12 protein-coding genes are annotated in these 13,930 nt (G+C 70.1%); 6 read left to right on the plus strand and 6 right to left on the minus strand.

Annotated elements, in window-relative coordinates; translation table 11 throughout:
* Window positions 1–49: 49 nt before the first annotated feature.
* Window positions 50–1,684, minus strand: coding sequence for a polyamine aminopropyltransferase (locus ABD355_RS39780; protein WP_344406030.1), 1,635 nt, complete (start codon window positions 1,682–1,684; stop codon window positions 50–52).
* Between the two features lie 99 nt (window positions 1,685–1,783).
* Window positions 1,784–2,320: a DUF2617 family protein gene (locus ABD355_RS39785; protein WP_344406032.1), complete on the minus strand. Its 537-nt coding sequence runs from the start codon at window positions 2,318–2,320 to the stop codon at window positions 1,784–1,786.
* A gap of 911 nt (window positions 2,321–3,231) precedes the next feature.
* Between ABD355_RS39785 and ABD355_RS39790 the strand changes: the two genes are divergently transcribed.
* The 3 genes from ABD355_RS39790 to ABD355_RS39800 all read left to right on the plus strand — a co-directional run bounded on the left by ABD355_RS39790 (window position 3,232) and on the right by ABD355_RS39800 (window position 6,107).
* Window positions 3,232–3,573 (plus strand): ANTAR domain-containing protein, encoded by a 342-nt coding sequence (locus ABD355_RS39790; RefSeq protein ID WP_344406033.1) that lies wholly within the window; start codon window positions 3,232–3,234, stop codon window positions 3,571–3,573.
* Between the two features lie 29 nt (window positions 3,574–3,602).
* On the plus strand, window positions 3,603–4,808 hold the full coding sequence (locus ABD355_RS39795; protein ID WP_344406034.1) for a pyridoxal phosphate-dependent aminotransferase: 1,206 nt from the start codon (window positions 3,603–3,605) through the stop codon (window positions 4,806–4,808).
* 99 nt (window positions 4,809–4,907) lie between these two features.
* Complete coding sequence (locus ABD355_RS39800; RefSeq protein ID WP_425585840.1) at window positions 4,908–6,107, plus strand: mannosyltransferase family protein; 1,200 nt, start codon at window positions 4,908–4,910, stop codon at window positions 6,105–6,107.
* Window positions 6,108–6,165: 58 nt separating this feature from the next.
* Here ABD355_RS39800 and ABD355_RS39805 read toward each other — a convergent pair whose 3' ends face one another.
* The 3 genes from ABD355_RS39805 to clpB all read right to left on the minus strand — a co-directional run bounded on the left by ABD355_RS39805 (window position 6,166) and on the right by clpB (window position 11,148).
* Window positions 6,166–6,699: a YbjN domain-containing protein gene (locus ABD355_RS39805; protein WP_344406035.1), complete on the minus strand. Its 534-nt coding sequence runs from the start codon at window positions 6,697–6,699 to the stop codon at window positions 6,166–6,168.
* A 127-nt stretch (window positions 6,700–6,826) separates the two neighbouring features.
* Complete coding sequence (locus tag ABD355_RS39810; RefSeq protein WP_344406036.1) at window positions 6,827–8,440, minus strand: recombinase family protein; 1,614 nt, start codon at window positions 8,438–8,440, stop codon at window positions 6,827–6,829.
* 110 nt (window positions 8,441–8,550) lie between these two features.
* Complete coding sequence (gene clpB, locus ABD355_RS39815; protein WP_344406037.1) at window positions 8,551–11,148, minus strand: ATP-dependent chaperone ClpB; 2,598 nt, start codon at window positions 11,146–11,148, stop codon at window positions 8,551–8,553.
* A gap of 129 nt (window positions 11,149–11,277) precedes the next feature.
* Between clpB and ABD355_RS39820 the strand changes: the two genes are divergently transcribed.
* Window positions 11,278–11,691: a pyridoxamine 5'-phosphate oxidase family protein gene (locus ABD355_RS39820; RefSeq protein ID WP_344406039.1), complete on the plus strand. Its 414-nt coding sequence runs from the start codon at window positions 11,278–11,280 to the stop codon at window positions 11,689–11,691.
* A 175-nt stretch (window positions 11,692–11,866) separates the two neighbouring features.
* Here ABD355_RS39820 and ABD355_RS39825 read toward each other — a convergent pair whose 3' ends face one another.
* Window positions 11,867–12,202, minus strand: a complete 336-nt coding sequence (locus ABD355_RS39825) for a Rieske (2Fe-2S) protein (protein ID WP_016437222.1) — start codon at window positions 12,200–12,202, stop codon at window positions 11,867–11,869.
* A gap of 406 nt (window positions 12,203–12,608) precedes the next feature.
* Here ABD355_RS39825 and ABD355_RS39830 point away from each other — a divergent pair, with 406 nt between their 5' ends.
* Entirely contained in the window at window positions 12,609–13,553 is a 945-nt protein-coding gene (locus ABD355_RS39830; RefSeq protein ID WP_344406130.1) for a helix-turn-helix transcriptional regulator, read from the plus strand.
* 57 nt (window positions 13,554–13,610) lie between these two features.
* Window positions 13,611–13,790, plus strand: coding sequence for a hypothetical protein (locus tag ABD355_RS39835; RefSeq protein ID WP_344406040.1), 180 nt, complete (start codon window positions 13,611–13,613; stop codon window positions 13,788–13,790).
* Window positions 13,791–13,930 lie beyond the last annotated feature (140 nt).

Below are 13,930 nucleotides of genomic sequence, written 5' to 3' on the forward strand. Positions count from 1 at the left end.
GTTCGTCCCGAGCTCGGGGGACGGGACGGGCCGCCGTCCGTGGCCGCCTTCAGTACCGGGGATGGACCAGCGTCGACGCCGGCAGGCCCGGGATGCGGGTGGCCGCCGCGGCCCTGCCGTCCGCGGTCAGGGCCCGCTGGGTGAGGGTGAGCGGGTGCGGCCCGTGCGGGTCCAGGCGCAGACGGGGGCGGGTGTCCGCACAGGCCAGGACGAACCCCCAGTCGCGCGGGGCGCGGGAGCCGTCGGCCGTGCGGTCGGGGCCCGCGGCGAAGCCCGAGTCGCGGCCGCCCACCCGGTAGGGGGCGGTGTGCAGACCGGCGGCGCGCAGGGTCGCCACGACCGTCCAGAACACCCGCGGGCGGGTGGCGAACGGCCCGGCGTGCACCACCAGGCGGCCACCGGGTGCGAGGGCGCGCCGGGCGAGGCCGTAGAACTCCTGGGAGTACAGCTTGGTGCTGGCCGTGATGCCCGGGTCGGGGAGGTCGGAGATCACCACGTCGTACGTCGAGGTCGGCGCCGTGCGCAGCCAGCGGAAGGCGTCGGCGGTCGTCACGCGCACGCGTGGGTCGTCGTAGGCGTGACGGTTCAGCTTCGACAGGCCGGGGTCGCGGCGGGCCAACCGGACGACTCCCGCGTCGAGTTCGACGACGTCCACGCGCTGCACGCCCGTGTGGCGCAGCACTTCGCGGACGGCCAGCCCGTCGCCGCCGCCGAGGATCAGCACGCGCGCGTGCGGGCCGTTCATCGCGGGGTGCACCAGGGCTTCGTGGTACCGGAGTTCGTCGCTGCCGACTCGGAGGCGGCCGTCGAGGAAGAGGGCGAGGGGGCGGCCGTCGGTGCCTCCGGTGAGGACGATCTCCTGGGTGCCGGTCTGCAGGGCCACCCGTACGTCGTGGCCGTACACCGCGTGCCTGGCCGCCTGTTCGAAGTCGTCCACCAGGACGGCGGCGGCCGCGAGCAGGCCGAGCACGGCGAGGTTGGCGACCAGCAGCAGCCAGCGGGTACGGCGGGGGAGGTCACGGCGGAACAGGCCGAGGACGAGGGTGCCGCCCGCGATCGCGTTGACCGCGCCGGTGATCAGCGCGCCGGTCAACTGGCCGAGCAGCGGCAGCAGCAGGAACGGGAAGGCGAGACCGCCGACCAGTGCGCCGACGTAGTCCGCGGCGAACAGGTCGGCCACCGCACCGCCCGCGTCCTGCCGCCGGATGCGCTGGATCAGCTCCATGAGGAGCGGAACCTCGGCACCGATCAGCAGACCGATGGTGAGGGAGAAGGCGACCAGCAGCCAGCGCGGTCCGCTCGCCCACAGGCCTCCCCAGTCGCCGGTCCACGCGAACACCGCGTACAGGGCCATCGCGCTGCAGCCGCCGACGAGCGCGAGCGTCGCCTCGATCGCGCCGAAGGCGGCCGCGGCACGCCAGCGCAACCGCTTCGCGGCGAGCGAGCCGATGCCCATGGCGAACACCATGACCGACAGGACGACCGAGGCCTGGGTGACCGAGTCGCCGATCAAGTACGAGGCCAGGGCGACGAGTTCGAGCTCGTACACGAGTCCGCAGGCCGCGCAGACGAAGACGCATGCAAGCACCAGGAACCGTCCGGTGCTCGGCTGGACGGGCAGCCGCGCCGGGCCCGCCCAGGGGGGCGGGGAGCCGGGTGGTGCCGGCGCGTGCGGTTCGATCACGACTGCGACGTTACGTCACTGCAACTTCACGCTTCGTCACCCACACGTGTGGAACTGCCGGACAGTTCGTTCCCGCGTGTTTGAGGCCGTGTGTTCGGGTCAGGCGTCCGGCGGACCGACCTGCGGCGCGGGAACGCGAGCTCCCACCCGGGTCCGCGTCGCCACCAACTGCCCGTCCTGCGGGTACGCGTGCCAGGTCCGCCAGTGGACCTGGCCCTCGTGCCACTGGGCCAGCAGTGCGGTGAAGGCGTGCGGGCTGCCGGGGAAGACCCCTGCAAGGCCGTGCGGATGGTCGGAGACCAGCGCGAGCAACTCCTGCGCGCGCCCCGCGAACGACCCCGGTGACAGGACCTCCACCCGGGCCGCGAACTCGTACTCCCAGTCGCCCATCCGTTTGGCGACGCCCAGCGGCAGCGGTGTGCTGCTGCCCGGCATGCACGCCACCGTCTCCGAACAAGTGCCCCGCTGTTCCTCCAGGAGCACCTGGTGGGATGCGCCGAGGAGTCTCAACTGGAGCTTGGCCCCGGCCAGTTCGAGGTCGAGCGTGGCCAGGGCGGGAAGCGGCTCACGCCCAAGGGCCCAGGCGAGGTCGGCCGCGCGCGTGTCGGTGTATGAGGTGTTCAGGGTCGTGAGCATGGGTCGGCTCTCCGCTGGCACACAAAGAAAGGTAAGGAGGAAGGCGTGGGGGGTCCGGCACACCGGGCGGCTCCGGGGGATCGGCCCGGACGGCCCGGTCGGCCCAGTCGGGAGATCAGGGAGGTCAGGAAGGTCTCAGCAGGACGTCCAAGGACCGCACCGGTGTTTTAGAGGGAATCATGAACGGTGGCGCCGTCACAGCGTTTTTACCCAACTTCGTGGGGTTTCCATCCCTCAGAGGGCTCCACTGCTCAACTGTTCAACCACGGCGTACGCCACGGCGGCCGTGGCGTACGCCGGAGCACAGGAGCACCCGCCGGGGCGTGCGCTCCGGCGGGTGCTCGGCGGGTGTGACAGGGGAGTATGCGGTTCCCCCGCGGAGCTCGGCCGCCCCGTGTCAGCTGCCTCCGCCGCATCCGCCGCCGCCACCGCAGGACGACCCTCCCCCGCAGGAGGACCCACCCCCACAGGAGGAGTGACCGCCCCCGCAGGAGTGGTGCCCCCCGGAGTGATGACCTCCGGAGTGGTGCCCGCCCGAAGAGCCGCCGTCTCCCCCGCCGGCCCACCAGCTGCTGCTCCCGCTGCTGCCGTGCTTGCTGTACGAGCCGCTCCGGCTCCCCCCACCGCACGACTTCGCCCCGCGCTTGCCCGCTGCCTTCACGACGATCGCCACGAACGCGATCAGGACCGCCACCACGATGAAGCCGGTGATCATGGCGCCACCGTCCTTTCGAAATCCCCCGAAGCAGCCCCCCGTGGGTGCCTCGTGTCTTGCGTGAACGGGGGATGCCCGGAGCCCTCGATGGTCAAAGCAGAGTTGAGGAACTTCAGAGCATGCGTGTACGAGGCTCTTCCGGGGGCAGCAGCAGAGCAGAGCCCAGTCCCCGCCCTCACCAAGTGGAGAGCCAGCCATGGCCTTCTTCGCGGTCTCCCGATCGCAGCCGCTGAAGTTCCTGTCCGCCACCGATCTGGCCATGGAGTACGAGCGTCTCGAAGCGGAGTGTTCCCAGCTGGAGCAGGCGGTCAGCTCGCACGCGATCGTCGACCAGGCCATCGGTGCCGTCGTCGTCCTCGGACGGATAGCGCCCGAGGAGGCCTGGCGTGTCCTGCGGGACGTGTCGCAGCGCACCAACACCAAGCTGCGTGTCGTCGCCGAGCACCTCATGGCGTTCACGCAGGGTGCCGAGCTGCCGGAGGCCGAGCGGACCGAACTGCGGAAGGCGATCGCCCGGTACCAGTCGTGGAAGCGGTGAGTTGAGGAACTCCGCAGCCTGGGCGCAGGATGACCGGCATGACCTCCAGCACCCGCCCCCTCCTCAACCGCCGCCTCGCCGAGTTCGGGACGACGATCTTCGCCGAGATGTCCGCCCTGGCGGTGCAGACCGGCTCCATCAACCTGGGCCAGGGCTTCCCCGACACGGACGGCCCCGAGGAGGTCCGTGAGGCCGCCGTACGGGCCCTGCGCGACGGGCGCGGCAACCAGTACCCGCCGGGCCCCGGCGTCCCCGAGCTGCGCACGGCGATTTCCGCGCACCAGGAGCGCCGCTACGGCCTGGCGTACGACCCCGACACCGAGGTCCTGGTCACCGCCGGCGCCACCGAGGCGATCGCCGCCACCCTCCTCGCCCTGCTGGAGCCCGGCGACGAGGTGATCGCCCTGGAGCCGTACTACGACTCGTACGCGGCCTGCATCGCCATGGCGGGCGGGACCAGGGTGCCGGTCACCCTGCGCCCCCACGAGGACAGCTTCCGCCTGGACCTCGACGAGCTGCGCGCGGCCGTCACCGACCGCACCCGCCTGCTGCTCGTCAACACCCCGCACAACCCCACCGGCACGGTCCTCACCCGCGCCGAACTGACCGCGATCGCCGAGCTGGCGGTGGAGCGCGACCTGCTGGTCGTCACCGACGAGGTGTACGAGCACCTGGTCTTCGACGCCGCCGAGCACCTGCCGCTCGCGACCTTCCCGGGCATGCGCGACCGGACGGTCACCATCGGCTCGGCGGGCAAGACGTTCTCCTTCACCGGCTGGAAGGTGGGCTGGGTGACGGCGGCCCCCGGGCTGGTCTCGGCGGTCCGCTCCGCCAAGCAGTTCCTGACGTACGTCTCCTCCGGCCCCTTCCAGTACGCCGTCGCCGAGGCGCTGGCGCTCCCCGACACCTACTTCACCGCCTTCCGCGAGGACATGCTGGCCAAGCGGGACCTGCTGGCGGCGGGCCTCGCGGACGCGGGCTTCAAGGTCTTCCAGCCGGCCGGCACCTACTTCATCACCACCGACATCCGCCCCCTCGGAACTGTGCTGTCCGAAGAGGGCGACGGCTTCGCCTTCTGCCGGGCCCTCCCGGAGCGCGCCGGGGTCGTCGCCATCCCGAACGCCGTGTTCTACGACCACCGCGAGGCGGGCGCCCCGTTCGTACGGTTCGCGTTCTGCAAGCAGACGGCGGTCCTGGAGGAGGCGGTGAAGCGGCTCAAGGCGCTGGCGGGCTGATCCGGGGCCTGTCACGCCGCCACGCCGAGCGCCGCAAGACCGTACCCGGCCGGACGCCCAGCACTCGCGCACGCCCGGTTGACCCTGCACTGTGCCGGTGTGACCCACGCCAGCACCCTCACTCGTTCCGCCGTCGCGGAGCCTGCCGCCCAGGGGCGTGTCCATGCGACCCGGGTGGCGGCCATGGCCACCGCGCTCGGTCTGTTCCTCGCCGTCCGGCTGCTCGGTGTCGCCACGCTCGCCCTGGTGGCCCGGGCGACGACCGGCAGGGACGCCCTCGGGCTGCTCGGGCGGTCCTGGGACTCCGTGTGGTACCTGGGGATCGCCGCCCACGGGTACGGCCGCATCCAGCACCCCCGCACCGGAGTCATGTTCAGCGACATGGCGTTCTTCCCGCTCTACCCGGCGCTGGTGCGGGCCCTGCGCGCCGTGAGCCCGCTGGGCGGGGGCGCGTCCGGGCTGCTGCTGTCCTGGACCGCGGCCGCCGTCGCCGCCTGCGGGATCTACGCCATCGGTGCCCGGCTGCACGGCCGTGCCGTCGCGTTCGCGCTGGTGCTGCTGTGGGCGCTGCTGCCGCACTCCGTGGTGCTGTCCATGGCGTACACCGAGCCCTTGCTGACCGCGTTCGCCGCCTGGTCGCTGTACGCGGTGCTCGCCGGTCGCTGGCTGTGGGCGGGTTCGCTGGCGGCGCTCGCGGGGCTGGCCCGGCCCAACGGGTTCGCGGTCGCCGCGGCGGTGCTCGCGGCGGCGGCCTGCGAGGTGTGGCGGTGCCTTCGTGAGCGCCGCAAGGTTTCCCACAGGCTGTGGACGGGCGCCGCGCTCGCCCCGGCCGGGTGGACGGCGTACATCCTGTGGGTCGGACACCACGAGGGCGATCTCCTCGGCGGCTACTTCGCCGTGCAGCGGCAGTGGGGCTCCCGGTTCGACTTCGGGCGCGGCTCGCTCCAGTTCGTGAAGCACCTGCTGCTGCACGGGGACCGGTTCGTCTTCCCGATGACGATGGTGATCGTGGCGGCGGGCGTCGTGCTGTACGCCCTCCTGCTCGCCGACCGCGCCCCGCTCCCGCTCCTCGTCCACAGCGGCGTGCTGCTGCTGATCGCGCTCGGCGGCTCCGGCTTCTTCGAGTCGAAGCCACGCTTCCTGCTCCCCGCCTTCCCGCTCCTGCTGCCCCTCGCCCAGGCCCTGGTCCGTACGGCGAGAGCCCGGCCGTGGCACGCGACCGTGGTGGTCGCCGCCCTGGCCGGGCTCTCGTTCGTGTACGGGGCGTATCTGGTCGTGATCGCCCAGATGCCCCTGTAGAGCTGTAGGGCTCCCTGTAGAGCTGTGCAGCTGTAGCGCTGTGGAAGCGGGCGGAGGACTACTCCTCGTCGTCCCCGGGCTTCTCGTCCGCCTCGTTGATCTCCTCTTCGAGGCCGAGCTGCTCGACGAGCCACTTGTCGAACTCGATGGCGGCCCGCACCCAGCTGACCGTGGAGGAGACGAAGTGCTCCAGGCTGACGCCGGTGCCGATCAGCATCTGCGCCTCACCGATCAGACGGACGGTGCCGTCGTCGTGGGTGTGGCTGTAGACCTTGGGCCACAGGGTCCGCCGGTTCCAGTCGTCGATGGACTCCAGCAGCTGCGGCTTCTCGTCGATCTGGTGGGGGCGGTCGTAGAACGTCCGCACCGAGAAGACCTGCTGGTCGCCCTCGCCACGGAACATGAAGTACGTACGGAACTGCTCCCACGGCGCCGCGAGGTCACCCTCGTCGTCGACGACGTACTTGAGCTCCATCTGGTCGAGGAGCTGCTTCACGAGGTCCTGATCCGGGACGACGGGGCCCGCCGGTCCTTGGGGCTGCGGCTCGGGCTGGCCCCCGAAGTTCGGAATCGAGGACGGGTCGATGGACATACTTGGACACTCCTGCGGTCGTCTGGCTCGTCCGGCCATCGCTGAGACCAGACGTACATGCCCACCCTCTCTCTCTTGGACCGTGAGCGGCAAGCCGCCCTACCCGGGGCTGCCACCACGTGGCCGATCAGCGAGGTGAGTACCAGAATCCCGGCCCCAGCCCCTTGTCCCGTCGAAGCTCCAGGAAGTAGCGCCGGACTCTCTCCTCCCGGCAGTCGATTCCGTCCGTGGCCTGCTGTTGCTGAGCCGCAGGGGACCACATGTGCACGGTCCCCGACTTGTGCGTTCCCTCGCAGAAGCAGCGAACACCAGCCTTACGGAGGAGGGCCGCCCTGGCCTCCCAGTCCCCAGCTGCGGACCACTGTTCGCGGTAAGCGACACCGGTCGGCTCCTCGATCCACCGGCCAGGGATCGCCGGCTCGGCCTCCAGCCGCTCGATTGTCCTGGCGTGCTCGTCCATCTGCCGGGCCAAGGCCTCGACGGCCAACGGGCTGGCTGCCTGTCCGACAGCAGCGGTGAGGTTCACGAGGGCCGTCCGAAGCTCGGCGATCGCCGCGGCATGGTCCCGTCCCGGCACATAGGTGCGCCTCGTCTCGGCCAGATCACCGGCCTCGTCCAGGAAGCGTCGCTCAACGGCCTCGTGGAGGCTCTCGGCCCGCCAGGTCGAGGGAGCCTCACAGCGGTTCATCTCGGAGACAGAACGGCACTGGTAGTAGGTGAGCACCCGCGTCGTACCGTCGGCCAGACGGTTCTTCTGGTGCCGTACGTACATGGGCCTGCCGCAGATGCAGAAGAGCACGCCGAGTAGGGGAGTGCGCCAGCCCTTCTCCGGCCTGGCCTCTTCCCTGCATTTCTCGGTGATGACCGCGTCCTGGAGCGCTGCGAACTCCGCACGGCTGAGGATGGCGTCCGCCCAGACCACCGGCTCTCCATCCTCGTCCAGGACGGGTTCGGAACGATGCATCATCACGCCCATCAGAGCGGGCGACCTCAGCATGTTGCGCAGCGTGGTCACCGCCCAGAGAGTCCCCTTCTCGGGCCTGCGCTCGTGTTCTGGAAGATCTTTGTTCTGTTCCCTGCGTTGATGGTCCCGGGCGCTGGGTACACCCCGCGCGTTCCAGTCCTGAACTACTGCGTAGACAGTGTCGCCGCTTTGGACAATGCGCTCGTACGCCTCACGCACGAGCCGTGAGGTGCAGGGGTCGACCGCCAGGCGCTTGCGGCATTCCCCGCGGTGGGAGAAGACCTCGGCACGGTAGCCGAAGGGCCAGATCCCGCCGTTCCAGAGCCTGTTCTCACGGAAGAACCGCGTGCGGTCGAGTTGCTTGGCCTGAACAGCCTTGCGGTACTTGGCAGCTTGAGCCGCTTTGGCGCCCGCCAGTATCCGTCCGTCCTCGGAGTTGATGTCGAACGTCGGATCGTCGAGGACTTCGACCTGCTTCCCGTTCTTGAGGATCCAGTCGACGAAACGCCACCAGTGCAGGTCATCGCGTGTAATGCGGTCCTGCTCGGTGACCATGAGGACATCCCACTCATGCACAAGGGGATCGTCGAGCCATTTCCTCAAGCTGGGGCGTTGGTCGAGGTGGACAGCGCCCGACACAGTGGCGTCGACGACACGCCCCACCTCGGTGTAGCCCCGCCGCCGTAGCGCGATGGTGAGTGCCTCGTCCTGCCGTGTCAGCGCCGACGAAGCCTCCGTGTCACGACTGATGCGCTGAACCGCCAGAACTCGCTTCATATGACATCCCTCCCGGCTGGAGGAACGAGCCCACCATCCGGGAGGTTACGTCAAATATCACCTATCGACTCGATACTCACCGTGATGCAGAAGCAGCGAGACGCTCAGGGTCACAGCGTCTTACCGGTGGCCGGCCCGACGATCAGCCCCTCCCCGAACGCGTCCACCCGGACCGTGTCGCCGTCCTTCACCTCGCCGGAGAGGATCTCCTTGGCGAGGCGGTCACCGATGGCGGTCTGGACCAGGCGGCGCAGGGGGCGGGCGCCGTAGGCCGGGTCGAGGCCCTCCGTGGCGAGCCAGTCCAGCGCCTCGTCGGTGATCTCCAGGGTGAGACGCCGCTCCGCCAGGCGCTTGGCCAGACGGTCGATCTGGAGCTTGGCGATGCGCTTCAGCTCGGGCTTGGTCAGCGCCGAGAAGACCACCAGGTCGTCGAGGCGGTTGAGGAACTCCGGCTTGAAGGACGTCCGGACCACCTCAAGGACCTGCTCCTTCTTCTCGGCCTCGCTGGTCAACGGGTCGACCAGGAACTGGCTGCCCAGGTTGGAGGTGAGGACCAGGATCGTGTTGCGGAAGTCGACCGTGCGGCCCTGGCCGTCCGTCAGGCGGCCGTCGTCCAGCACCTGGAGGAGGACGTCGAAGACCTCGGGGTGGGCCTTCTCCACCTCGTCCAGCAGGACCACGCTGTACGGGCGGCGGCGCACCGCCTCGGTCAGCTGGCCGCCCTCCTCGTAGCCGACGTACCCGGGCGGGGCGCCGACCAGGCGGGCCACGCTGTGCTTCTCGCCGTACTCCGACATGTCGATGCGGACCATGGCCCGCTCGTCGTCGAAGAGGAAGTCGGCGAGGGCCTTGGCGAGTTCGGTCTTGCCGACGCCCGTCGGACCCAGGAAGAGGAAGGAGCCGGTCGGGCGGTCCGGGTCGGCGATGCCGGCGCGGGTGCGGCGGACGGCGTCCGAGACGGCCTGCACGGCCTCCTGCTGGCCGATCAGGCGCTTGCCCAGCTCCTCCTCCATGCGCAGGAGCTTCTGCGTCTCGCCCTCCAGGAGGCGGCCGGCGGGGATGCCGGTCCAGGCGGCGACGACGTCCGCGATGTCGTCGGAGCCGACCTCGTCCTTGACCATGGTGTCCTTGGACGCCTCCTCCTCGGCCTCGGAGGCGGCCTCCAAGTCCCTTTCCAGGGTGGGGATCTCGCCGTAGAGGAGCTTGGAGGCGGTGTCGAAGTCGCCGTCGCGCTGGGCCCGTTCGGCCTGTCCGCGCAGCTCGTCGAGCTTCTCCTTCAGTTCGCCGACGCGGTTGAGGGACTGCTTCTCCTTCTCCCAGCGGGCGGTGAGGCCCCGCAGCTCCTCCTCCTTGTCGGCGAGGTCGCGGCGCAGCCGCTCCAGGCGCTCGCGGGAGGCCGGGTCGGTCTCCTTCTCCAGCGCCAGCTCCTCCATCTTCAACCGGTCGACGGCGCGCTGGAGTTCGTCGATCTCGACGGGGGACGAGTCGATCTCCATGCGCAGGCGGGAGGCCGCCTCGTCGACGAGGTCGATGGCCTTGTCGGGCAGGAAGCGGGAGGTGATGTAGCGGTCGGAGAGGGTGGCGGCGGCGACCAGCGCGCTGTCGGCGATCTGTACCTTGTGGTGGGCCTCGTAGCGGCCCTTGAGTCCGCGCAGGATCGCGATGGTGTCCTCGACGGTCGGCTCGGCGACCAGGACCTGCTGGAAGCGGCGCTCCAGGGCCGGGTCCTTCTCGATGCGCTCGCGGTACTCGTCGAGGGTCGTGGCGCCGACCATGCGCAGCTCGCCGCGCGCCAGCATGGGCTTGAGCATGTTGCCGGCGTCCATCGCGGAGTCGCCGCCGGCGCCCGCGCCCACGACGGTGTGCAGCTCGTCGATGAAGGTGATGATCTGGCCGTCGGAGTCCTTGATCTCCGCGAGGACGGTCTTCAGGCGCTCCTCGAACTCGCCGCGGTACTTCGCGCCCGCGACCATCGCGCCGAGGTCGAGCGCGACCAGCCGCTTGTCCTTGAGGGACTCCGGTACGTCGCCCTTGACGATCCGCTGGGCGAGTCCCTCGACGACGGCGGTCTTGCCGACGCCGGGCTCGCCGATGAGGACCGGGTTGTTCTTCGTACGGCGCGACAGCACCTGCACGACACGGCGGATCTCCTGGTCGCGGCCGATGACCGGGTCGAGCCGGCCCTCGCGCGCCGCTGCCGTGAAGTCCGTGCCGAACTTCTCCAGGGCCTTGTACTGGCCCTCCGGGTCGGCTGTGGTCACCCGGCGTCCTCCCCTCGCCTGCTGGAAGGCCTCCTGCAGCTTCTTCGCGCCGGCGCCCTGCCCGGACAGTACGTCACCGGCGGCACCGCCCTTCGCGGCGATGCCGATGAGCAGGTGCTCGGTGGAGAGGTACTCGTCGCCGAGGTCCCTGGCCCGCTCGGCGGCGTCCGCGATCACGGCGAGCAGCTCGCGGTTCGCCTGCGGGGGCGCGACGGTCGAGCCGGTCACGCTGGGCAGCCCGGCGAGGATCTTCTCCGCTCCGGCCCGTACGGCCGCCTGGTCGGCGTCGACGGCGGCCAGCAGGTCGGTGATGTTCTCGTTGTCCTGGCCCTGCAGCAGGGCCAGCAGCAGGTGCGCCGGGGTGAGGTCGGCGTGCCCCTCGGTCAGGGCCCGCTGCTCGGCCGCCCTGAGGGCGTCCCGGCTCCGGTTGGTCAGCTCGGCGTCCACTGTCGCGTTCTCCTCCTGGGGTCAGCCGTCCGCCACAAGTCCAGTACTGACTCAGTCAGCGTACACAAAGTTGAGTCTATTCCACTCAAGGAGGCGGCGGGGGGAGTACGGGGGCTAAGTTCCGGAGCCATGGCGACCTATTCGCAGGACCCGGGTGCCCCCGACGCCGCGTACCTCGATTTCTGGCGGGAACGGCACCTGTGCACGCTGACCACCCCGCGCCCGGACGGCAGCCCGCATGTGGTGCCCGTCGGGGTCACCTACGATCCCGGCGCCGGTCTCGCTCGGGTGATCACGAACCGGACGAGCGCCAAGGTGCTGAACGTGCTGGCGGCCGGCGACGGGGGTGCCCGGGTCGCGGTGTGCCAGGTGGACGGCAGGCGCTGGGCGACGCTGGAGGGCCTGGCGGTGGTACGGACCGAGCCGGAGCGGGTCGCGGAGGCGGTGCGGCGGTACGCCGAGCGCTACCGGCGCACGCCCGGGCCGAACCCGTCACGTGTGGTGATCGAGATCGAGCTGACGCGGGCGATGGGCCTCGTATGACGGCTGGGGCGGCCGTGACGCCGGGGGCTGTTTTCAGCCAGTACCCGGCGGCGGCCGAATACGCCGATACCCGGAAATGTCCCACAAAGCTGCAGCGGCGTCACCGTGTTCAGGTCACGGTGACGCCGCTGCGGGGGGAAGCACCTGAGCGAACTGTTACGACGGGGGATTCGCGTCAGGCACTGCGGGGGGTGGCTGAGATGGTCCGAACATCGGGGGTTTCCGGTTCCACCAGCCGGTGGTCTCGTTGGTCGAGATTCACAAAGATCATTCCGTACCGAATGGCACATCGCACAGGCTGCGGCGCCCCCCGAGGCCGCCGCAGACACCGGTACGCCCGTACGTCCTCGTCCTCGTCGCGCGTGACGACGACCGGCTCACCGAAGACGGTCACCATCAGCGAGTCACCGGAGTGGGGGATCGCGGTGACAAGGTCGATGAAGTGCCAGCCGGAGCGGTAGGCCGTGGCCATTTCGCGGCGGAAGGAGCGGTCGTCGGGTGGAGTGGTCATGACCCGGCGACCCACGTGCTGTCACTGGGAGCGACCCAGGTGCTGTCACCCGGAACGTCGGACGCCCTTACCAGCCACGTGCTGTCGCCGGCACGGGTGGCAGACACGGCCGTCGTCTTCCAGGTGCTGTCCTGCGCGGCATCACCCTTCGCCCCCGAGAGGCCGCCCAGTGCTCCGAAGGCCACGGCGGCGGAGAAGGCGGCGGCAAGCGCCGAGCGAAGCATTCTCTTATGCATAGTCGGCTTCGTCCTCATTTGAAGGTCACCTCTCCCCCGTCCGAATACGACGATGGCCCATTCCGGCACGTCATGGCCACACAAACGATGCATCATGTTCCTGCACGTTCAGGACCCTGGGGGGTGGAGATTTGGCGATAAATGAGACTAAGCGGACACATCCTCATGGACTGACGGATCTGTGCGAGGACGGACGCCGCCTCTACGGGAGCGCTCTCCGGACGGGACGCATCGCCCGTACGGATGTGGAGCCCGCTCCCTGTCTGATGGAGTTCGCCCTCCTTCATCCCGATCCCGACGACCCGAACTGGCTGCGCCCGGTCCCCCCCTCGGTCGCGCTCGCCCAGCGGCTCAACCCGATCGAGAACGAGATCACCCAGCGCAGGCGGCTGTCCATCGAACTCGCAGACGCTTTCGAGCCGTTCATGACGCTCAGTGCCCAGTCGACGGCGACCACGCACTCGATCACCGTCCTCGAGGGCCTCGACCGGATCAACGCGGCGCTCGACCTGGCCACGGCCCAGTGCCAGACCGAGATGCTCACCGTCCAGCCGAGCCGCCGCCGGCTCGAGCACACCCTCGCCCAGGGACTGAACCGCGACCGGCCGCTGATCGAACGCGGCTGCCGCATCCGGACCCTCTACCAGCACCCGGCCCGCTACAGCCCGGAGACGCTGGCCTACGTCGCCCAGTTCACCGACGGCAAGGTGGAGTACCGCACGATCGACGAGCTGGTCGAGCGGCTGATCATCTGCGACGAGACGGTGGCCTTCATCCCCACCCGCGACGACGGCGAGATCGCTCTCGAACTGCGCCATCCGGGCCTCGTCCGCTACCTGATCAAGGTCTTCGAGTTCATGTGGACCCGTGCGGTCCCGCTGAGCGCCGGCGCCCCCTACGAGACCGCCCCCGACGGCATCACCGAGATCCAGCACTCCATCGCCAAGCTCCTCGTCGAGGGTCATGTCGACGAGGCGATCGCCCGCCGCCTGGGCATGAACGTCCGCACCTGCCGCGCCCACATCGCCAAGCTCGCGACGGCCCTGGGCAGCGGCAGCCGGGCCCAGCTCGGCTTTCTCATCGCACAGTCGGGAATCTTGAAGCAGGAGCCCTGACACCGCTCGGGACGTTCGGAAGAAGCCGTCGGAAGAAGCCGGAGGAAGAGGTCACTCGTGACAACGCAGGCGCACCGGCACGGCCCGGAGGAGCTGTACGCAGCGGGCCTGGAGCTGTACGGCCGCGCCCTGCGGGAGCGGCACGTGAGCGGAGCGGAAGCCGACGCGGCCCCCTGCCTCGTCGACTTCGGCCTGCTGTACCCCGCCGTCACCGCCCCCGCCGACTGGAGCCCGTAGCCGCATGGGCCCCCACCGTCTGCTGCGCCCATCGGCGGACCTCATCGCCGGCGAGCGGCTGCGCGAGCAGTGGCTGGCCGAGACCTTCGAGCCGCTCATACGCATCGGCGGGTAGTTCACGCCGGCGACTGAACCAGCCG

It is taken from the genome of Streptomyces longisporus (assembly GCF_039532765.1).
Classification (GTDB): domain Bacteria; phylum Actinomycetota; class Actinomycetes; order Streptomycetales; family Streptomycetaceae; genus Streptomyces; species Streptomyces longisporus.

Excerpts from the sequence above, each read along its gene's own strand:
- ABD355_RS39785 (WP_344406032.1), bottom strand. The coding sequence starts at position 2,320 with ATGCTCACGACCCTGAACACCTCATACACCGACACGCGCGCGGCCGAC.
- ABD355_RS39790 (WP_344406033.1), top strand. The coding sequence starts at position 3,232 with ATGGCCTTCTTCGCGGTCTCCCGATCGCAGCCGCTGAAGTTCCTGTCC.
- ABD355_RS39795 (WP_344406034.1), top strand. The coding sequence starts at position 3,603 with ATGACCGGCATGACCTCCAGCACCCGCCCCCTCCTCAACCGCCGCCTC.
- ABD355_RS39805 (WP_344406035.1), bottom strand. The coding sequence starts at position 6,699 with ATGTCCATCGACCCGTCCTCGATTCCGAACTTCGGGGGCCAGCCCGAG.
- ABD355_RS39810 (WP_344406036.1), bottom strand. The coding sequence starts at position 8,440 with ATGAAGCGAGTTCTGGCGGTTCAGCGCATCAGTCGTGACACGGAGGCT.
- ABD355_RS39820 (WP_344406039.1), top strand. The coding sequence starts at position 11,278 with ATGGCGACCTATTCGCAGGACCCGGGTGCCCCCGACGCCGCGTACCTC.
- ABD355_RS39825 (WP_016437222.1), bottom strand. The coding sequence starts at position 12,202 with ATGACCACTCCACCCGACGACCGCTCCTTCCGCCGCGAAATGGCCACG.